We start from the raw sequence: 17,646 nt of genomic DNA, 5'->3' as shown, positions 1-17,646 counted from the left end.
TGAAGAATAAAATAGGTATCTGCTTGTTTAATTTGTTTCGTCAGCGGCGGCGTGACGGAGGAGGTTTATTTCATCGTTTCCTATTGCTGATTTTTAAATTAAAAGTGATTTTCATGGTTTTATTTTTATTAAGATTCTTCTTGTCTCTATCTTTTTATTTGGGTTTTTATAAAATGATTTATTGTTAGGATTGTTCTGCTGAATTGGAAATAAAGACGTTATGTCTTGAGCCTCCCCGTTGCCGCGGCAGAATACAGACTAACGCGCCTGCCCAAGCGCGTTAGTCTTGTCTCCCGTCCGCTTACTCCACCTCACCGATCCGCTTTAGCGCATCCACCACCAGATCCCAGAATTTATCCTGATCCAGTTTGACCGCGACCTGGGTGTGGCAGTCCGGCGGCGGCGGCGCGCGGAAGTCCGTGACCGTCATGCCCAACGTCAGGGTGCCGGTCAGTTCGATATCCACCGGCGCTTTGCGCACCGTCATGACGCTCGGGTCGATCACGTAGGCCACCGCGCAAGGATCGTGTACCGGCGGGGCGCTGAAGCCTTGCGCCTGTTGGTACATACGGCCAAAGAATGCCAGCAGTTCGCCGACGAAGGCGGCCGGCCGGGTGCCGAGGGCGGCGATGCGTTCGCAGACTGCCGGCGTGGCCAGCGCCTGATGGGTGAGATCCAGCCCGACCATGGTGAGCGGCCATTTTTCGTTGAACACGATGTGCGCCGCCTCGGGATCGATTTTGATATTGAACTCCGCCACCGCGCTCCAGTTGCCCACATGATAGCCGCCGCCCATCAGCACCACTTCCTTGACCCGTTCGGCAATGCGCGGCTCTTTACGCACCGCCATGGCGATATTGGTCAGGCCGCCGGTCGGCACCAGCGTCACGCTGCCCGGCGGGTGGGCCATCACGGTCTCGATGATCAGGTCTACCGCATGGCGTGAGTCCAACTGCAGGTGGGGTGCCGGCAGCACCGGGCCATCGAGGCCTGAGTCGCCGTGAATGTCGGGCGCCACTTCGATATTGCGCACCAGCGGGCGCGGGCAGCCGGCGGCGAAGGGGACGCCGGTGATATTGGCGATGCGGGCCACCGCCAGGGCGTTGCGCGTCACTTTGTCCAGCGTCTGGTTACCCACCACGGTGGTGACCGCCAGCAGGTCGATCTGCGGATTGCCCCAGGCCAGCAACAGAGCGATGGCGTCGTCATGCCCCGGGTCACAGTCCAGTATGATTTTTTTCATGGTTATTCCTGATGCAGGGAGAGGTTTCCGCAGCATAACGCAGCGCGGCGGCGTGGGATAATGCCGATGGTGCTTTTGTTAACGGCATCAAAGCCTTGCCACTTTTACGATGTAATGAAACGTAAATCCTGCTCGCCGGGCTTTACCCTGGAGTTTACTCCAGGGTTTACAGTGAGGTTCAGCGTCAATGCACAGAGGAGAGGCGGGATGAGCTTACTGAAACGGTTGTTGGGGCAAGGCGGTATTAACGGCGGTCATCAGCGCGCGGGCCACGGCGGCGGGCATCATGGCAACCGCTATAATCAGCATGGCGAGCCGGGGCCGCTGTGCCCGGAATGCCGGGCTGTGAATAAATCGGGCGCGCGTTATTGCCACCGCTGCGGTCAGCCGTTTGCCGCGGTGAGCGCCACCTGCGGCCAGTGCGCCGCGCCGTTGCCGTCGGGTAGCCGCTTTTGTCCGCAGTGCGGCGGCGGTGTGCCGTGAACCGGGGCGGTTGGACACTCGCGCTGCTGCTGGGCGCCATGGCGCTATGGACGCTGCTGGCCTGGGGCGTAGCCGGGGTGCTGGCCTGGCTCCCGGCGTTGGCGGAGGCAGCCGGGAATGCATCGTTGCCGGTGAACGGTGCGCTGAGCCTGGTGCCGCAGGCGGTGCTGGACGCCTGGCTGCCGTGGCTGAAACAGCTGGGCAGCGGGCTGGCGAGCTATTTTCCTGCGCTGCTGACCTGGGCGGGCTACGCCATCTGGCTGCTGTGGGGCTTCGGCATGGTGGCGCTGACGCTGCTGGCCGCGCTGGCGCGACGCTATTTGAGCGCTGCTCAGCGATAGCCCTGATAGACCGCCGCTACGCGTTCGAAATAGTCGGTTAAATAATTGATGCACACCTGCACCTTCAGCGGCAGTTTGTCCTTCTCGGTATAGAGCGCGTAGATCGGCCGTGGATCCGAATGGTAGCTTTTGAACAGGATCTCGATCTCGCCGCGTTTGATCTCTTCGATCACCCACATCAGCGGGGCGTAGGCGATGCCGGCGCCGTTTTTCAGCCAACGGATCATGGTGGAGGAGTCGTTGGTGACGAAGCGCCCCTGCGGGGAAATGCGCGTGGTGATGCCTTCCGGCGACATCAGTTCGAATTCGCTGTCGGGCCGCACGCTGTACTCCAGCCAGGAGAAGTTGACCATGTCGCTCGGCTTCTGCGGCGTGCCGTGCTGGATCAGGTAGCTTTTGGCGGCGCACACCACCATCGGCATCTGCCCCAGGCGGCGAGAGAACAGGCTGGAGTCCTGCAGCGCTCCTGTGCGGATCACCAGATCCAGCCCGTCGGTGATCAGATCCGGCGCCGGAATGCCGGTTACCAGGTTGACCGTCAGGCCCGGGTACTCTTTCATCATCTCGGCGGTCATGTTCGCCAGCACGTTTTGCGCCATGGTGGATGAGCTGCCGATGCGCAGCGTGCCGGCGGGCGTATTGTTAAACGCATACAGCTGTTCATGCACTTCGCTGACTTCCTGCAGCATGCGTCGGCAGCCCTGATAGTAGATTTTGCCAGCCTCGGTCAGGCCGATGCTGCGCGTGCTGCGGTTCAACAGCTTGACCTGCAGCTCATTTTCCAGTTTCGAGACGGTTTGGCTGATCGATGAAACGCTCATGCCGAGTTGGCGCGCGGCCGCGGTAAACGACCCGAACTCAACCACTTTGGCGAATACCGACATCCGTTTTAATCTTTCCATTATTCACTCTGGCTTAAAAGTGATTTAGATCACAGATTGTTGATGCCTTGATAGTAAGCAGGCTAATATAACGTGGTCGGGTGAATAGACCTTACCAACGTGCGAGAGCGATCGGCGACGTAATCCTGCCGCTCCTCCGGCACCCTCGCAATCCCTGTCGTGGACGTCTGCCCCAAAGTTTAACCTTTTTTCGGGTTCGTGACCTGGACAAGCTGTCTGGTCAAGATTTGTGGCGCGCGCACGCTAAAATGTAAAGAGAATGTGAATGGCGAGATGTGTCTTTCCCCGGCGCAGTGAACAATAAGGAAAAAGTGATGAGTTTGCTTCCGGTTATGGTCATCTTCGGACTGTCGTTTCCGCCGGTGTTTTTCGAGCTGCTGGTGTCGCTGGCGCTGTTTTTTCTCTTGCGCCGCCTGCTGCAGCCGACGGGGATTTACGATTTTGTCTGGCATCCGGCGCTGTTTAACACTGCGCTGTATTGCTGCTTGTTTTATCTGATTTCATGTCTTTTTGTTTGAGGTCGCTGTGAAAAATTTTTCGATAAAAATAACCCGAATCGCGATCACTTTGATTCTTGTGCTGTTGGGCATCGCCGCGATATTCAAGGCCTGGGTGTTCTACACCGAGTCGCCGTGGACGCGTGATGCCAAGTTTACCGCCGATGTGGTGGCGATCGCGCCGGACGTCAGCGGCCTGCTGACCGACGTGCCGGTGGTGGATAACCAACTGGTGAAGAAAGGCCAGGTGCTGTTCGTGGTCGATCGGCCGCGTTATGAGCAGGCGTTGGCGGAAGCCGGCGCCGATGTCGCCTACTATCAAGCGTTGGCGGCGGAAAAACGGCGCGAGGCCGGCCGCCGCGTGAAGCTGGGCGTGCAGGCGATGTCGCAGGAAGAGATTGACCAGTCGAACAACTCGCTGCAGACCGTGCAGCACCAGCTGGCGAAGGCCGTGGCGGCGCGCGAGCTGGCGCAGCTGGATCTGGAACGCACCACGGTGCGGGCTCCGGCCGATGGCTGGATCACCAACCTCAATGTCCATGCCGGCGAATACATCACCCGCGGCTCGGTGGCGGTGGCGCTGGTGAAGAAAGATTCCTTCTACATCCTGGCGTACCTGGAAGAAACCAAGCTGAATGGCCTGAATAAGGGCGATCGCGCGGAGATCACTCCGCTCGGCAGCAACCGCATCATGCACGGCACCGTCGACAGCGTGGCGGCGGCGGTGAACAACAGCAGCAGCACGGTGAACAACAAAGGGTTGGCCTCGATCGACAGCAACCTGGAGTGGGTGCGCCTGGCGCAGCGCGTGCCGGTGAAGATCCTGCTGGACGCCAAGGACCAACAGCATCCGTACCCGGCCGGCACCACCGCCACCGTGGTGATCGTCGGCAAGAACGATCGCAATGCCGACAGCGGCTCGCCTTTTGTGCGCCTGATGCACCGGCTGCGTGAGTTCGGCTAATGAGCAGCCCAACCTTTATCCGGCTGAGATTCGCCTTCAAACTCAGCTTCGCGATTGTGTTTGCGCTGTTCGTCGGCTTCCATCTCAATCTGGAAACCCCGCGCTGGTCGGCGATGACCGCCGCCATCGTCGCCGCCGGTCCGGCCTTTGCCGCCGGCGGCGAACCCTTCTCCGGCGCCATCCGCCACCGCGGCTGGCTGCGTATCATCGGCACCTTTATCGGCTGCTTCGTCGGCCTGATCATTATCATCACCACCGCCCGCGCGCCGGTGGTGATGCTGCTGCTGTGCTGCATCTGGGCCGGTTTCTGCACCTGGCTTTCTTCGCTCATCAAGGTGGAGAACTCCTATGCCTGGGGGCTGGCCGGGTATACCGCGCTGATCATCATCGTGACGGTCGCCACCAGCGAGTCTCATCTGCTGGAAGCGCCGCAGTTCGCCATCGAGCGTTGCAGCGAGATCGTGCTGGGGATCGTCAGCGCCGTGTTGGCGGATCTGTTGTTCTCGCCGCGTTCGATCAAACAGGACATCGATCGGGCGGTGGATCAGCTGCTGGTGGCTCAATACCGCCTGATGCAGATGTGCATCAGCAACGCCGACAAAGAGGATATCGACCGCGCCTGGAGCAATCTGGTGAAGAGCACCACGGCGCTGGACGGCATGCGCAACAATCTGATGATGGAGTCCTCGCGCTGGCAGAAGGTCAACCGCCGGGTAAAAGCGCTGCATACGCTGTCGCTGACGCTGATCACCCAGGCCTGCGAAACCTATCTGATTTTGGTGAATCACCCGGAGGCACTGAAAGACAGCCTGCGGGAGCAGCTGATGGTCCCGGCGGAAACCCCACAGGAGATCCACAAGCGCATGAAGCTGTTGCGCCAGGTGCTGACCACGCATCGTTCCGAGGAAACGCTGCCGACCATCACCGGTTGGGTCGGCGCGGCGACGCGCTACCTGCTGCTGTCGAAAGGCGTGCACGCCAACTGCAGCATCAGCGCGGTGGAAGAGGGGGTGTTGAGCAACGAAACCGTGGTCAAGCCGACTTCGGCGGAAGGGCATCACGCGATGATCAACGGCCTGCGCACCTTTGTGGCGACGGCCTTCGGCAGCCTGCTGTGGCTGTGGACCGGCTGGACGTCCGGCAGCGGTTTTATGGTGATCATCGCGGTGATCACCTCGCTGGCGATGCGCACCCCGGCGCCGCGCATGGTGGCGATGGATTTCGTGCTGGGCATGCTGGCGGCGATCCCGGTCGGTTCCCTGTTCTTCATGGTGATCCTGCCGGCGACGCAGCAGAGCATTTTACTGCTGTGTCTCAGCCTCGGCCTGCTGGCGTTTTTCATCGGCATCGAGGTGCAGAAGCGGCGGCTCGGTTCGCTGGGGCTGCTGGCCGGGACCATCAACATTCTGGTGCTGAGCAACCCGATGGAGTTCAACGTCACCCAGTTTCTCGACGGGGCGCTGGGCCAGTTCCTCGGCAGCTGCGTTGGGCTGATGGTGCTGCTGCTGATCCGCGACAATTCGCGTGAACGCACCGGGCGCACGTTGCTCAACCAGTTCGTCAGCAGCGCGGTGTCGGCGCTGACCACCAAGGCGGCGCGTCGTCGGCAAAACCATCTGCCTGCGCTGTATCAGCAGCTTAACCAACTGCTGATGATGTTCCCGAACGACATCGCCAAGTATCGTCTGGCGTTGAACCTGATCATTGCCCACCAGCGCATGCAGCGGGCGGAGATTCCGGTCAGCGAAGAGCTGTCGGCCTTCCACCGCCAGATCCGCAGCACCGCCGATCGGGTGGTCTCCGCCAAGAACGACGTCAAGCGCGCCTATTACTACGATCGCTTGCTGGGTGAAATGAACGAGTACCAGCAGAAGCTGGTGGACAATCAGGCGCCGCTCAGCGTCACCGGGCCGGTGAAACGCCTGGCCGACATGCTGCATCGCTATCGTCACGCCTTGATCGATTGATGCGTTCCCTCCTGTTGCGCCGCGTTGTGCGGCGCCTTCCCTGACTATACTGAAAGCAGTGCCTGACATGGCGGGCCGTCTCATGTGAGGCGGCCTGTTTTCAGAGAGACTCCGAGTGCCAGAACGACTGGAAAGTGGCATCATTGTCATGAATGGATGAAACGCTCACCGCCGCGAAAACGTGACGTGCCGGTCATCTTAGTTTCATCCAGGTCGACTATATACCTAACTAGCCTGGGGGAGCTGCGGCGCCTTCGGCGGCATAATTTCAGGGAATGTCATGAACAAGCGGATTCTGTTGGCGATTGTCATCGCCGTGGTCATCGCCGTCTTCAGCGCGCTGCGCGGCAACGAGCACCGTGCGATCGGCGGCAATGCGACGGTGGTGCAAGCGCCGGCGGGGCAACAGCAGAGCATCGATCGGCTCACGCAGCAGCAAACGGTGGTGAGCTACCTGCAGCAGCATCAGCGGCTGCCGGGCTATTACGTCACCAAGAAGCAGGCGCGCGAGCAGGGCTGGGACCCGCGTTCAGGCAACCTCTGTGCGGTATTACCGGGCAAGGCGATTGGCGGCGATCGATTCTCTAACCGTGAAGGACAACTGCCGAGCGCCGGCGGCCGGGTCTGGCGCGAAGCGGACATCAATTACCAGTGTGGCCGGCGCGGCGCCGATCGCCTGCTGTATTCGAGCGACGGTCTGATCTTCGTCACGCGCGACCATTACAAAAACTTCATTCGTGTGGAGTGAGTTTGATGGCAAAAGTAGAGTTTGATTTTGAACAGATCCAGGATGTGCCGACCTTCTACCGCGATTTTGCGCACAAGTTTGCGCTGGACGAGGGATTCGGCGCCAACCTCGACGCGCTGTGGGACGTAGTGACCGGCGATATCGGTCTGCCGGTGGAAATCGAGTTCACTCACCTGAATGCCCGCAGCAAGCGTCGTTTCGGCGCGATCATTCTGCTGTTTGAAGAGGCGGAAGAAGAGCTGGAAGGCAGCCTGCGCTTCAATATCCGCGAAAGCAGCGGCGAACCGGCGCATCACCGGGGATGAAACGGGTTCATCCCGGGATGGCGGCGCTTAGTCGGCCGCTTCGGCCAGCTCGCGCAGGTATTGGAAGATCTGGCGGTAAGCCTTAGGCGGCTTGTTGGCGGCCTTCTCTTTCTGCGCGTTGCGCACCAGTGAACGCAGCTGTTGGCGATCGGCGGCCGGATACAGATCCAGGATCGACGGAATGACGTCATCGCCTTCTTCGACCAGACGGTCGCGCAGCGCTTCCAGTTTATGGAACAGGGAAACCTGCTGGTTGTGGCGGTTTTTCAGCTTGTCGAGCGCGGTCTGGATCGGCTCGATATCGCGGGCGCGCAGCATTTTGCCGATCAGCTGCAGCTGACGGCGACGGCCCTCTTTCTTGATCTTCTGCGCCAGCTCGATGGCGGCGCGCAAATCTTCGTCCAACGGAATGCGGTCCAGCGCGTTTTTGCCCAGATCGACCATTTCGGCCCCCAGGTCTTTCAGCGCTTCGGCATCACGTTTAATTTCACTTTTACTGACCCAGATAATCTCGTCATCGTCCTCGTTTTCATTCTCCGGGACATCGTCGAGCCAGTCTTCAGGCTGTTTGTTCATGGTAGGCTCCGTTAAAAAGAGGCTAATCCTAACAGGTTGCCGGCTTTATGCGAAATTCAACGCGGTTCCTGTTAGACTCAACGGCAGAGATCTCAGGATTTTTGCGCGCCGCCCCGCGTGCACAACTACGCCGCTCCGGCACTTTTCTCAACGATTTTCTGATTAATTATGGCAGATTGATGAAAGTAGTCACTCAAGTTGCAGAACAGCGCAAGGCGCTGGAACAGGCCGTTTCTCAGGCGCTGGAGCTGGCCCGCGCCGGTTCCGACGCGGCGGAAGTCGCGGTCACCAAATCGACCGGCATCAGCGTCAGCACCCGCTTCGGCGAAGTGGAAAACGTCGAGTTCAACAGCGATGGCGCGCTGGGCATCACCGTGTATCACCGTCAGCGTAAAGGCAGCGCCTCTTCCACCGATCTCAGCCCGGATGCCATCGCCCGCACCGTACAGGCGGCGCTGGACATCGCGCGTTACACCTCTGAGGATCCCTGCGCCGGCCCGGCGGAGAAAGATCTGCTGGCGTTCGAGGCGCCGGATCTCGATCTGTTCCACCCGACCGAGCTGGACGCCGAGCGCGGCATCGAGCTGGCGGCGCGCGCCGAGCAGGCTTCGCTGGCGGCGGACAAACGCATTACCAACACCGAAGGCGGCAGTTTCAACAGCCACTACGGCATCAAGGTGTTCGGCAACAGCCACGGCATGCTGCAAAGCTACTGTTCCAGCCGTCATTCGCTGTCCAGCTGCGTCATTGCGGAGCAGGACGGCGACATGGAGCGGGATTACGCTTACACCATCGGCCGTGCGATGGGCGATCTGCACAGCCCCGAGTGGGTGGGGCAGGAGTGCGCCCGCCGCACGTTGGCGCGTCTCGCGCCGCGCAAATTGTCGACCATGAAGGCGCCGGTGCTGTTCGCCTCCGAGGTGGCCACCGGATTGTTCGGCCATCTGGTGGGCGCCATCAGCGGCAGCAGCGTTTATCGCAAATCTACCTTCCTGTTGGACTCGCTCGGCAAGCAGATCCTGCCGGAGTGGCTGACCGTCGAGGAGCATCCGCACCTGCTGAAAGGGCTGGCGTCGACGCCGTTCGACAGTGAGGGCGTGCGCACCCAGAGGCGCGATATCGTCAAGGACGGCGTGTTGCAAACCTGGCTGATGACCAGCTACTCGGCGCGCAAGCTGGGCCTGCACAGCACCGGCCATGCCGGCGGTATCCATAACTGGCGCATTGCCGGGCAGGGCGCGGACTTCGCCGGCATGCTGAAGCAGCTCGGCACCGGCCTGGTGGTCACCGAGTTGATGGGCCAGGGCGTCAGCGGCGTCACCGGCGATTACTCGCGCGGCGCCGCCGGTTTCTGGGTGGAAAACGGTGAGATCCAATATCCGGTCAGCGAGATCACCATCGCCGGCAACCTGAAAGACATGCTGCGCAACATCGTCAGCGTCGGCAGCGATATCGAAACCCGCAGCAATATCCAGTGCGGTTCGGTGCTGCTGCCGGAAATGAAGATCGCTGGCCAGTGATCCGCTGCGCGGCCGGCGCCCGCCGGCTGCGCGTTATCCCGTCTCAACCTTGCTTACAAATCTCCGGTTTCGATTTTTCCCGGCCTTGCCTATGGTAACGGTGGGTTAATTAAAACAATAACTGGAAGGTGAGCAAACATGCAGAATACCCTGAAAGCGCTGGCGGCGTTGACGCTGCTGGCAGCCAGTTCGCTGGCGGTCGCCGCCGATCTTGGCGACGATATGGACACCCTGGCGGAAAACTACAAAACGGTGCTGAATACCGACTCCGCCGCTACCCTCACACAGAGCCTGCAGAACATGCGCGCCGCCGCGCAGGATGCCAAACAGGGCACCCCGCCGAAGCTGGAAGACAAAGCCGCCGACAGCCCGGAGATGAAAGATTTCCGCAGCGGGTTGGATACCCTGATCGGCCAAATCGATCAGGCGCTGGCGCTGGCCAATCAGGGCAAAGTCGCCGAAGCGAAGCAGCTGGCGCAGGGCTTCAAGCAAACCCGCGACGCCAACCACAAGAAATTCCGCTAATCCGTCAACCGTCGCGCCCGTCTTCCGTCAGATAGGAGGAGGGCGCCTGCCCCAGCACGCGGCGGAACATGGTTGAGAACGCCGCGCTGCTGTCATACCCCATTTCCATCGCCACCTGTGTCACGCTGCGTCCTTCGGCCAGCAGCGCCAACGCCAGCACCACGCAGGCGCGCTGACGCCATTGCGAAAACGGCAGGCCGGTCTGCGCGCGAAAGAAGCGGCTGAAGGTGCGAATGCTCATGTACAGACGAGGCGCCCACCGCTGCGCGGAGTCGTGGGCGTCGGGGTGCTGCAAAAAGGCGCGGCACAGCTCACCCAGCCGAGGATCGGCGGGCAGCGGGATGTGCAACGGCAAGGGCTGCAGCCTGGCCAGCTCGTGCAGCAGCAGCGCCGCCAGCGCTCCGTCGCGGCCCTGTTGTTCATACTCCAGCGGCATATCCACCGCCGCCATCAACAGCTGGCGCATCAGCGGAGTGACGCTGACCACCTGACATACCTGCGGCCGTTCGGCGGGCAACGCGCTGGGTTCAAGGTACAGGCTGCGGGTGGTGACGCCGACCATCCGCACCGCGTGCGGCATCTGCGGCGGCAGCCACACCGCGTGCTGCGGCGGAACGACCCAATTGCCTTGCTGCGTGAAAACGTGCATGACGCCGGTAGCGCCGTACAGCAACTGCGCGCGCCGGTGGCTGTGCATTGGCAGCAGATGCCCCGGCGGATAATCGGTGCCGATGGCGATCACCGCGCGGGTTACGTGGTCGATGTCATCAATGCGGACGTTGCGCATGTGTTCCCTTTGGCGGGCAGATTGGCCGAAACGCAATGATAGTTGGCCCTTCATATAAAGCAAGCCAGCGACGGTCGCCCTACTATCGGGGCAGAAAAATAACGCTTGTTCGGGGCGCCGTTATTTTATCGGCCATGAAGCCCGTGCAAGTCTTCACACCAGGGTGGGACGAAGGTTCTCGTTCTCGCAATACAAGAAGTTAATAAGGAATAAAGCATCATTTTATTCCAACACCTGAAGCAATAGTTCTTAGCGCAGTTCAATGACTATAAGGTGATATTTCATGTATAAGTTCGGTGTGATTGGCGGCGGGGCCGCCGGCATCTCTTTTACGTATAACTTTATAAAAAATAAGTCGGTTAATCATTGCAAAAGGCCGCTTTCCCTGACGGTTTTCGACAAGCAGGGATTTAAAGGCGGCATGGCATACAGCAGCGATTTTGACAGCCATATATTAAATATGACGCCGGAAAATATGTCGGCGGATATTTTCGACGATGCGCACTTCGTTGATTGGATCGCCATGCATTTCCCGCAGTTTTGCCAGGATCGTTATCCGCCGCGCTGGCTGTATCGGGAATATCTCGATTTTATTCGCGACATGACAATATATATGGCGGCGGACAGTAACGTCGCGCTGAATTTCGTCACTGCCGAAGTGAATGCCATCGCGCCGCACGAAGCCGGCTATCGGCTGACCACCGCCTGCGGCGGCGCCGAGCAGATGAACGCGCTGGTGCTGTGTTCGGGGCACAACCCGCCGGAGTGCCTTTACCCGGTGGATGGGGTGATCGCTTATCAGGCCCATCAGGACTTGCCGCCGATCAACCCTTATTCGAGCATCGGCGTGATCGGCTGCAGCCTGACGGCGATTGACGCCATCGTTGAACTGATGGAGCGCCTGGGAGCGACCGACATCTGCGCCCTGTCGCGCTCGGGCCTGTTCCCCAGCGTGCAGCCGGCGGTGATGCGTCCGCCGCCGGAGGCGTTTGTTGAGGCGCTGCGGCGCTTTGTCGCCGGCCGCGATTTTATTGACGCGCATCAGCTGGTGCATGCGATCAACGCCGCGCTGGCGCGCCACTATCCGGGGCCGGAGCGGCTGACGGTGCTCTCGGCGCTGGGGGAAAGGCGCGATTGCTACCGCGATCTGGCGGACAGCCTCGATCGCGCGCGTTTTGCCCGGGAGCATATCTGCAGCTATCTGGCGGCGATCCACCCGGCAGTGTGCGCCGCCTGGGTCAAGATGGATGCCAACAACCGGCAGGTCTTCATGCGCTTTTACAACTCCTCCTGGATGCGCAATCGGCACGCCATGCCGATCAAGAATGCCAACAAGATCGTGGCGGCGCTGGAGAGCCAACGCCTGCGCGCCTGCGGCGGCCTGGTGGATATCAGCAAGGCAACGGACGGGTTTATCCTTCGTTGCCATGAGACGCGGGTGCGCGCGCAGTATCTGTTCAACTGCACCACGCCTTCCTATCAACTGCCGCCCAACCGCCTGAGCCAGCAGCTGCTGCAAGACGGGCTGGTGCAGGAGAACCTGTTCGGCGGCGTGAAGTGCAACCCGCATACGCTGAAAATCGCCGACCGACGCGGCCGTGAGCAGCATCTTTACTCGCTCGGCGCGCCCGCAAAGGGCGATCTTTTTTACACCTCGGCGATGGAATCCATCACGCGGGATATCAGCAAAATCGTGTTCAACAACCCTATTTTCAACGCAAAGAAGGCTGAAGTATGAAGAACGTAGCGCTCTTTGTCGGCAACGACATTTTCTCCTGGCTGGTGTGTCAGGATCTGATCGCCGCCCTGAAAGGCGAGTGTGCTTTTACGGTGTATTTCCCCCTGGCGAAAAGCGGCGGCCGCACCCAGGAGCCGGCGGTTCGCCGCCTGGGGCTGTATGAGCGCGAGGTGCTGAACGATTTTGTGTTCCCGTTCGTTGGCCGCAACGCCGCCGCCTGTGAGGGGGCCTATCAACCGCCGGCCCTGTTCCTGGCCGCCGCCGGGGTCAAGGCGCATCGCGTTCTCGACATCAATGACGCCACGTTTATCAGCAGCCTGGAGCATATGGACGCGGTGATCTCCCTGCGCTGCTATCAGAAATTCTCCGCCGACTATGTGCGCGCCTTCAGCCGACGCGGCAAGCTGCTGTGGAACCTGCACCCCGGCGACTTGCCGCGTTATCGCGGGGTGATGACGCTATTCCGCGCGATGATGAACGGTGACAAGGGCTGTGCGGTGACGCTGCATGAAATGGATGAACACTGGGACGCCGGCCCGGTGCTCGCCCGTCTGCCCGCCGAGCTGCGTCACGATCTGTCGTTCCTGGAAAACATGATGTTGCTGGGCGTGCAAAGCGGCACCTTCCTGGCGCGCCAGCTCATGCGGGCGGAACGGAGCGAAGCGATAGCGGCGGAAAAGCAGGGTGATTCGCGCTATTGGGGCTTCCCGGACGCACAGACGCTGGCGCGGGCGGAACAGGCGGGCATTGAACTGGTGGATCACGACGCCGTGCGCGAGCAGTATTTGGGGCTGTTCGTCGGCGAGCGATTCCACCCGCTGGCGGGGCAGTTCTGCGCCGGGTTCGACGACTTCGTGCGGGCGCACGGCCATGATTGAAACGTTGATTGTACTGGGCGCCGGTTTTCTGACCGGCATCACCACCATTCTGTTTGGCTTCGGCGGCGGCTTTGTGGTGGTGCCTTTCGTCTATCACCTGATCTCCGCCTCGGGCGAGCAGCCCGGCCAGGCGATGCATATTGCTGTAGCGACCTCGACAGCGGTGATGATCCTCAACGCGAGTTACGCCACCCTGACCAACTGGCGCAGCGGCAACCTGCTGCGAGAAACCATCGTGCCGCTGATCTTTTTCATCGGCATCGGCGCGGCGCTGGGCGCGTTCGCTTCCTCGCTGCTGGCGGACGGCGTGATCCGCGGGCTGTTTGTGGTCTATATGGCGGTGACCATCGCCGACTGTCTGTTCCGCCGGGGCTTCCTGATCAAACCGGCGCGCGCCGAACTGTCTCCCGCCACGTTGTGGGGCGGCGGGCCGCTGATCGGCGGCATCGCCACCCTGCTGGGGGTGGGCGGCAGCGTGATGACCGTGCCGCTGCTGCGCCGCCATGGTTACGACATGAAATATTGCGTCAGCGCCGCCAACCCGCTGTCGATCCCGGTGGCGGTGATCGGAGCGCTGATGTATATCGTGTTGGGATGGCGCGAGATGAGCGGGCCGCAGTATCTGGGTTACGTCAATCTGAACATTCTGGGGCTGCTGGTGGTGGCGGGGATTGCGGGGATCGTGTTTGCCAGGCGCTGTTTGCCGAAGGTGAGCGATGCGCTGCATGCCAAAATCTACGTGCTGCTGCTGATCGCCGTGCTGATCGCTATCTGCATCTGAGACAGAAAGGGCGGCCGGATGCCGCCCTGAAAACCGCTTAACGGTGGTATTCGCCCGCCGCTTCCGGCTGGTACAGCAATTCCAGCACTTCAATCCGCGCTTCTTCACCGTTCGGCAATTGCCAGGAGATCTGCTTGCCGACGTGCATGCCGAGCAGCGCTGCGCCCAGCGGCGCCATCACCGACAGCTGATCGTGGCTGTCTTTCAGCGAGGCTGGGTAGACCAGCGTGCGCACATGCTCTTCATCGGTGTGCAGATCGCGAAAACGCACGCGGCTGTTCATGGTCACCACGTTGGCCGGCATTTTCTCCGGCGGCAGGATTTCCGCGCGATCCAACTCGTCGTTCAGCGCGGCGGCGACGTCGGTGTTGGCAAAGGCCGGTTGTTCCAATAGCGCATCCAGGCGTTCCGCATCCAGCTCATTAATAGTAATGATGGGTTTGGTCATTCCACTCTCCAGTCAAATCAAAGGGCGCCAGTCTGTGCGCCCATAAATTCGGAAAAACAACACAAAGCAACACCCCCGCGCCAGAGGAGCGGGGGTGTGGGTAATGTCGATTTGTCCCATTGATAGTAGGCGGTTGGGGCGAGAAAAGAAAGAGATCCCGATCACGAAGGCTTTTATCGTCAATCGAGGCAAAAAAAAACCGTTAGCCGGGTTATGTAATTGTTATCTCATTTACTTTTTCGCCATAACGCCGTTTTGCGAAATGGATCCCCGCGCGTCATTCGATTTCCACTTCGAACTGGAAAAAACCGGTCTACACAGAAAATCTTGCCGGGGGTAGGGTAAAAACATCACAGAAAGCGGGTTATTCAGGTGATGCGCTTTACGGCTTACTGATTAATGTGGGATCTAGGGGTACTGAAAAGTGAATGATGGATCTGCTTCGATAAAAGAAATTGAACAATCCGATGTCAGCGAAGCCGGTGAGATCACCGCTCGGGTGCTGGCGGATATTACCGCGATGCTGAATGCTGAGAATATTTATACCAATGCGGTGCAGCAACAGATGCTGGAATCGCATATTCGCGCCATGGTGCTGCGTTCAATAACCGGTGAGCCGTTGCCGGAGGTGGATAAATCGCTTTTCGACGAAATTTCCGCCGAGTCCATGCAAATGGCGGAACGCGTGGTGAATCAGTTTGGCACATTGCCTATCGAAGAAGCCTATTTGCTGTCCGTGCACTTCGAAGTGGCGAAAGATAATAACGCATAGCGGTTAACGCATCGATTTCAATCAGGAGAATATACCATGGGTCAAATTACCGTAGTGATCGGCGATCGTTTGGGCAAAGGGCAAAAAGTCGGCCAGGGCGTTGAAAACGCAGGCGGAAAAGCGGTGGTCATCCCCGGCGTGGCGGCCGACATGAAGCTGGGCGACGTCATGAAAGCGGAAAACGCGCAGCTGGGCATCTCTTTTTGCGGCAGCGGCGGCGCAGGCGCGATTACCGCGCAAACCAAATACGGCTACAAGGCCAAATACGGCATGCGTTCGGTGGAAGAGGGCGTGACGGCAATTAACGAAGGCTGCAACGTGCTGGGTTTCGGCTTTATGGATAAAGAAGAGCTGGGCCAGAAACTGGTGGAAGCCTACGTCAAAAAACATGGCAACCCATAATGAAAGAGCAATATACCACATCGGTAAAGGTGGAGGGTAAAGGCGACAGCAAAGCGAAAGCTTTTGCTTCCGCCTTGGCTAATGTGCAGGGCGCGGTATTAAAGTCCACCAACAATATTCTGCTGCGCATCGAGCCGCAGGACGTCAGCGTAGTGAAGGCGGAAGAGAAAATAACTAAAGAGAAATTTCTTTTCTTCTTTTTGCCGCGCGAAAGAAAGAGCTATGCCGTTTCTCTGGAAATAACCGTGAACGTAACCATTATCAATACCGAGAAGGTTGTCTTCGTCACGAAATAAAAACGTTAGCATAAATGAAAGGGTATACTGATGTTTTTAATCATCTTATTTAAATCGATTATTATCGGTGGGCTGGTGGGGGTCGGCGTAGGGGCCGGCGCCGCACGCATGTTCCACGCGCCGACAACACAGGGCATGGGAGCGTTTCGCACCCTGGGCGAGCTGAACTCCTGCGAGGGCGATCCGGCTTCCCACTTCTCATTCGGTCTGGGCTTCTTCTTCAACGCCTGGGCGTCTTCCGTGGCGGCGGGCTCCTTCACGCAGGACGTCGATCACCGCATCATCCCGCACTGGGGCGCGGCGGCCCTGATGGTCAAGAACCGGAATCTGGCGCAAACGCTGCACGATCCGAAAAAAATGGCCATCGCCTGCGGCATCATCGGCATGCTGGTGGTGGCCTTCCTCAATACCACCGCTTCCGCCGTGCCTGCCGCGCTGCAGGTCACCGCCATCAAGGTGCTGGTGCCGGCGGCCAACCTGCTGGTGAACACCGTGATGCCGGTGATCTTCTGGCTGGCGGCGATCGACGCCGGGCGCCGTTCCGGCTTCTGGGGCACTATCTTCGGCGGCCTGGCGCAGCTGATCATGGGCAACGCCGTACCGGGCCTGGTGCTGGGCATTCTGATCGGCAAGGGCGTGGAAGAGAGCGGCTGGAACAAAATCACCAAGATCATGATGGCGGTGATCGTGCTGCTGTTCGTGCTGAGCGGCTTCTTCCGCGGCTTCGACATGAAAGTTCTCGAGTCCTTCAGCCTCGGCGTGCCGGGCTGGCTGGACGCTATTCACAACACCCTGAGCGGTAAATAAGGAGCGGGATGATGGAAGAGCAAACCCAAAAAGGCTTCTGGTACGCCGACTGGTCATTCCCGATTTTTGTTGGCCTGCTGTCCTCCGGCGTGTTCGCCGGGACGCACATGTACTACCTGTACGGCATCGGCGCCTTTAACGAAGTGGCGTTCGTCTCCATGCTGCGGGCGGGGATGGATACCGGCGTATACGGCGCGGTGGCGGCGTTCGGCGCGAGCTTCCTGTTCGCGCGCATCATCGAAGGCTCGCTGGTGGGCATCCTCGACATCGGCGGCGCGATCCAGACCGGCGTCGGGCTGGGCGTGCCGGCGCTGCTTTTGGGGGCCGGCATCGTGTTCCCGGTCGCCAACTTCGCCGCTTCGCTGGCCACCGGTCTGATCATCGGCCTGGCGATCGGTTACGTGATCATTCTGGCGCGCAAATTCACCATCAATCAGAGCAACTCCACCTACGGGGCGGACGTGATGATGGGGGCGGGCAACTCGTCGGGCCGTTTCCTCGGGCCGTTGATCATCCTGTCGGCGATGACTGCCTCGATCCCGATCGGCATCGGTTCGCTGCTCGGCGCGCTGCTGTTCTATATCTGGGGTAAACCGATCACCGGCGGAGCGATCCTCGGCGCGATGATCCTGGGGGCGATCTTCCCGGTAGCCATTTCTTAAGAGG

At 59.9% G+C, this 17,646-nt stretch carries 22 protein-coding genes; 17 read left to right on the top strand and 5 right to left on the bottom strand.

The annotated features are described in order from the left end of the window. Positions 1 to 301 precede the first annotated feature (301 nt). Positions 302 to 1,243, bottom strand: coding sequence for a uridine-preferring nucleoside hydrolase UriH (uriH, locus tag ACP39K_RS19545; protein ID WP_016930231.1), 942 nt, complete (start codon positions 1,241 to 1,243; stop codon positions 302 to 304). A gap of 207 nt (positions 1,244 to 1,450) precedes the next feature. Here uriH and ACP39K_RS19540 point away from each other — a divergent pair, with 207 nt between their 5' ends. Together ACP39K_RS19540 and ACP39K_RS19535 are read left to right on the top strand one after the other, a co-directional pair. Next, positions 1,451 to 1,726 (top strand): zinc ribbon domain-containing protein, encoded by a 276-nt coding sequence (locus ACP39K_RS19540; RefSeq protein ID WP_016930230.1) that lies wholly within the window; start codon positions 1,451 to 1,453, stop codon positions 1,724 to 1,726. After that, a complete protein-coding gene (locus tag ACP39K_RS19535; RefSeq protein WP_033639293.1) occupies positions 1,723 to 2,067 on the top strand; it encodes a hypothetical protein in 345 nt (114 codons plus the stop codon). Before ACP39K_RS19540 ends, ACP39K_RS19535 begins: the two co-directional genes overlap by 4 nt. Here the strand turns inward: ACP39K_RS19535 and aaeR are convergent. After that, positions 2,058 to 2,969, bottom strand: coding sequence for an HTH-type transcriptional activator AaeR (gene aaeR, locus ACP39K_RS19530; RefSeq protein ID WP_033639294.1), 912 nt, complete (start codon positions 2,967 to 2,969; stop codon positions 2,058 to 2,060). The genes ACP39K_RS19535 and aaeR overlap by 10 nt on opposite strands. Before the next feature lie 314 nt (positions 2,970 to 3,283). On the opposite strand from aaeR, the gene aaeX reads away from it, so the two are divergent. The 5 genes from aaeX to ACP39K_RS19505 all read left to right on the top strand — a co-directional run bounded on the left by aaeX (position 3,284) and on the right by ACP39K_RS19505 (position 7,450). After that, on the top strand, positions 3,284 to 3,487 hold the full coding sequence (gene aaeX / locus ACP39K_RS19525) for a p-hydroxybenzoic acid efflux pump operon protein AaeX (protein ID WP_004936952.1): 204 nt from the start codon (positions 3,284 to 3,286) through the stop codon (positions 3,485 to 3,487). Positions 3,488 to 3,494: 7 nt separating this feature from the next. Further along, on the top strand, positions 3,495 to 4,430 hold the full coding sequence (gene aaeA, locus ACP39K_RS19520) for a p-hydroxybenzoic acid efflux pump subunit AaeA (RefSeq protein WP_028127537.1): 936 nt from the start codon (positions 3,495 to 3,497) through the stop codon (positions 4,428 to 4,430). Further along, entirely contained in the window at positions 4,430 to 6,397 is a 1,968-nt protein-coding gene (gene aaeB, locus ACP39K_RS19515; RefSeq protein ID WP_016930226.1) for a p-hydroxybenzoic acid efflux pump subunit AaeB, read from the top strand. The genes aaeA and aaeB overlap by 1 nt, the downstream gene beginning before the upstream one ends. A gap of 280 nt (positions 6,398 to 6,677) precedes the next feature. Further along, positions 6,678 to 7,145 (top strand): ribonuclease, encoded by a 468-nt coding sequence (locus ACP39K_RS19510; RefSeq protein WP_004936959.1) that lies wholly within the window; start codon positions 6,678 to 6,680, stop codon positions 7,143 to 7,145. 5 nt (positions 7,146 to 7,150) lie between these two features. Beyond that, the gene (locus ACP39K_RS19505) at positions 7,151 to 7,450 is read left to right on the top strand and encodes a barstar family protein (RefSeq protein ID WP_004936963.1); all 300 of its coding nucleotides are present in this window, start codon (positions 7,151 to 7,153) and stop codon (positions 7,448 to 7,450) included. A gap of 27 nt (positions 7,451 to 7,477) precedes the next feature. Here the strand turns inward: ACP39K_RS19505 and yjgA are convergent, their stop codons facing one another. Further along, a complete protein-coding gene (yjgA, locus tag ACP39K_RS19500) occupies positions 7,478 to 8,026 on the bottom strand; it encodes a ribosome biogenesis factor YjgA (protein WP_004936968.1) in 549 nt (182 codons plus the stop codon). Positions 8,027 to 8,205: 179 nt separating this feature from the next. Between yjgA and pmbA the strand changes: the two genes are divergently transcribed. After that, positions 8,206 to 9,546 carry a metalloprotease PmbA gene (gene pmbA / locus ACP39K_RS19495; RefSeq protein ID WP_033639296.1) on the top strand — a complete coding sequence of 447 codons (1,341 nt, stop codon included), beginning with the start codon at positions 8,206 to 8,208 and terminating at the stop codon, positions 9,544 to 9,546. Positions 9,547 to 9,684: 138 nt separating this feature from the next. Beyond that, positions 9,685 to 10,071, top strand: coding sequence for a cytochrome b562 (gene cybC, locus ACP39K_RS19490; protein WP_016930224.1), 387 nt, complete (start codon positions 9,685 to 9,687; stop codon positions 10,069 to 10,071). A 4-nt stretch (positions 10,072 to 10,075) separates the two neighbouring features. Here cybC and ACP39K_RS19485 read toward each other — a convergent pair whose 3' ends face one another. Further along, positions 10,076 to 10,858 (bottom strand): AraC family transcriptional regulator, encoded by a 783-nt coding sequence (locus ACP39K_RS19485; protein ID WP_033639297.1) that lies wholly within the window; start codon positions 10,856 to 10,858, stop codon positions 10,076 to 10,078. 283 nt (positions 10,859 to 11,141) lie between these two features. On the opposite strand from ACP39K_RS19485, the gene ACP39K_RS19480 reads away from it, so the two are divergent. From ACP39K_RS19480 to ACP39K_RS19470, 3 genes are read left to right on the top strand one after another with little or no spacing between them, the layout of a single operon-like run. Beyond that, positions 11,142 to 12,596, top strand: coding sequence for an FAD/NAD(P)-binding protein (locus tag ACP39K_RS19480; RefSeq protein WP_497008771.1), 1,455 nt, complete (start codon positions 11,142 to 11,144; stop codon positions 12,594 to 12,596). Next, a complete protein-coding gene (locus ACP39K_RS19475) occupies positions 12,593 to 13,474 on the top strand; it encodes a formyltransferase family protein (protein ID WP_033639299.1) in 882 nt (293 codons plus the stop codon). The genes ACP39K_RS19480 and ACP39K_RS19475 overlap by 4 nt, the downstream gene beginning before the upstream one ends. Continuing rightward, positions 13,467 to 14,255: a sulfite exporter TauE/SafE family protein gene (locus ACP39K_RS19470; RefSeq protein WP_016930220.1), complete on the top strand. Its 789-nt coding sequence runs from the start codon at positions 13,467 to 13,469 to the stop codon at positions 14,253 to 14,255. Before ACP39K_RS19475 ends, ACP39K_RS19470 begins: the two co-directional genes overlap by 8 nt. A gap of 37 nt (positions 14,256 to 14,292) precedes the next feature. Here ACP39K_RS19470 and rnk read toward each other — a convergent pair whose 3' ends face one another. Beyond that, on the bottom strand, positions 14,293 to 14,703 hold the full coding sequence (rnk, locus tag ACP39K_RS19465; RefSeq protein ID WP_004936993.1) for a nucleoside diphosphate kinase regulator: 411 nt from the start codon (positions 14,701 to 14,703) through the stop codon (positions 14,293 to 14,295). Between the two features lie 445 nt (positions 14,704 to 15,148). Between rnk and ACP39K_RS19460 the strand changes: the two genes are divergently transcribed. The 5 genes from ACP39K_RS19460 to ACP39K_RS19440 are packed head-to-tail and all read left to right on the top strand — an operon-like array spanning position 15,149 to position 17,642. Then, positions 15,149 to 15,475, top strand: coding sequence for a glycine dehydrogenase (locus ACP39K_RS19460; RefSeq protein ID WP_086013604.1), 327 nt, complete (start codon positions 15,149 to 15,151; stop codon positions 15,473 to 15,475). A 36-nt stretch (positions 15,476 to 15,511) separates the two neighbouring features. Continuing rightward, on the top strand, positions 15,512 to 15,877 hold the full coding sequence (locus tag ACP39K_RS19455; RefSeq protein ID WP_004937000.1) for a glycine-rich SFCGS family protein: 366 nt from the start codon (positions 15,512 to 15,514) through the stop codon (positions 15,875 to 15,877). Continuing rightward, positions 15,877 to 16,173 (top strand): DUF4312 family protein, encoded by a 297-nt coding sequence (locus tag ACP39K_RS19450; protein ID WP_004937003.1) that lies wholly within the window; start codon positions 15,877 to 15,879, stop codon positions 16,171 to 16,173. The genes ACP39K_RS19455 and ACP39K_RS19450 overlap by 1 nt, the downstream gene beginning before the upstream one ends. Positions 16,174 to 16,203: 30 nt before the next feature. Continuing rightward, on the top strand, positions 16,204 to 16,980 hold the full coding sequence (locus tag ACP39K_RS19445; RefSeq protein ID WP_004937006.1) for a DUF4311 domain-containing protein: 777 nt from the start codon (positions 16,204 to 16,206) through the stop codon (positions 16,978 to 16,980). 11 nt (positions 16,981 to 16,991) lie between these two features. After that, a complete protein-coding gene (locus tag ACP39K_RS19440; RefSeq protein ID WP_004937013.1) occupies positions 16,992 to 17,642 on the top strand; it encodes a DUF4310 family protein in 651 nt (216 codons plus the stop codon). The last annotated feature ends 4 nt before the right edge of the window (positions 17,643 to 17,646 follow it).

The organism is Serratia sp. EC4 (assembly GCF_059652115.1).
The sequence above is the reverse complement of the archived record's forward strand: the minus strand, read 5'-3'. Positions and strand labels throughout refer to the sequence as shown.

Bases quoted from the DNA above. Each gene is read 5' to 3' on its own strand.
- ACP39K_RS19445 (WP_004937006.1), top strand. From the start codon at position 16,204: ATGTTTTTAATCATCTTATTTAAATCGATTATTATCGGTGGGCTGGTG.
- cybC (WP_016930224.1), top strand. From the start codon at position 9,685: ATGCAGAATACCCTGAAAGCGCTGGCGGCGTTGACGCTGCTGGCAGCC.
- ACP39K_RS19540 (WP_016930230.1), top strand. From the start codon at position 1,451: ATGAGCTTACTGAAACGGTTGTTGGGGCAAGGCGGTATTAACGGCGGT.
- ACP39K_RS19455 (WP_004937000.1), top strand. From the start codon at position 15,512: ATGGGTCAAATTACCGTAGTGATCGGCGATCGTTTGGGCAAAGGGCAA.
- ACP39K_RS19475 (WP_033639299.1), top strand. From the start codon at position 12,593: ATGAAGAACGTAGCGCTCTTTGTCGGCAACGACATTTTCTCCTGGCTG.
- ACP39K_RS19505 (WP_004936963.1), top strand. From the start codon at position 7,151: ATGGCAAAAGTAGAGTTTGATTTTGAACAGATCCAGGATGTGCCGACC.
- ACP39K_RS19480 (WP_497008771.1), top strand. From the start codon at position 11,142: ATGTATAAGTTCGGTGTGATTGGCGGCGGGGCCGCCGGCATCTCTTTT.
- rnk (WP_004936993.1), bottom strand. From the start codon at position 14,703: ATGACCAAACCCATCATTACTATTAATGAGCTGGATGCGGAACGCCTG.
- aaeX (WP_004936952.1), top strand. From the start codon at position 3,284: ATGAGTTTGCTTCCGGTTATGGTCATCTTCGGACTGTCGTTTCCGCCG.
- ACP39K_RS19510 (WP_004936959.1), top strand. From the start codon at position 6,678: ATGAACAAGCGGATTCTGTTGGCGATTGTCATCGCCGTGGTCATCGCC.
- ACP39K_RS19485 (WP_033639297.1), bottom strand. From the start codon at position 10,858: ATGCGCAACGTCCGCATTGATGACATCGACCACGTAACCCGCGCGGTG.
- ACP39K_RS19440 (WP_004937013.1), top strand. From the start codon at position 16,992: ATGGAAGAGCAAACCCAAAAAGGCTTCTGGTACGCCGACTGGTCATTC.
- ACP39K_RS19450 (WP_004937003.1), top strand. From the start codon at position 15,877: ATGAAAGAGCAATATACCACATCGGTAAAGGTGGAGGGTAAAGGCGAC.
- ACP39K_RS19470 (WP_016930220.1), top strand. From the start codon at position 13,467: ATGATTGAAACGTTGATTGTACTGGGCGCCGGTTTTCTGACCGGCATC.
- yjgA (WP_004936968.1), bottom strand. From the start codon at position 8,026: ATGAACAAACAGCCTGAAGACTGGCTCGACGATGTCCCGGAGAATGAA.
- aaeB (WP_016930226.1), top strand. From the start codon at position 4,430: ATGAGCAGCCCAACCTTTATCCGGCTGAGATTCGCCTTCAAACTCAGC.
- uriH (WP_016930231.1), bottom strand. From the start codon at position 1,243: ATGAAAAAAATCATACTGGACTGTGACCCGGGGCATGACGACGCCATC.
- pmbA (WP_033639296.1), top strand. From the start codon at position 8,206: ATGAAAGTAGTCACTCAAGTTGCAGAACAGCGCAAGGCGCTGGAACAG.
- aaeR (WP_033639294.1), bottom strand. From the start codon at position 2,969: ATGGAAAGATTAAAACGGATGTCGGTATTCGCCAAAGTGGTTGAGTTC.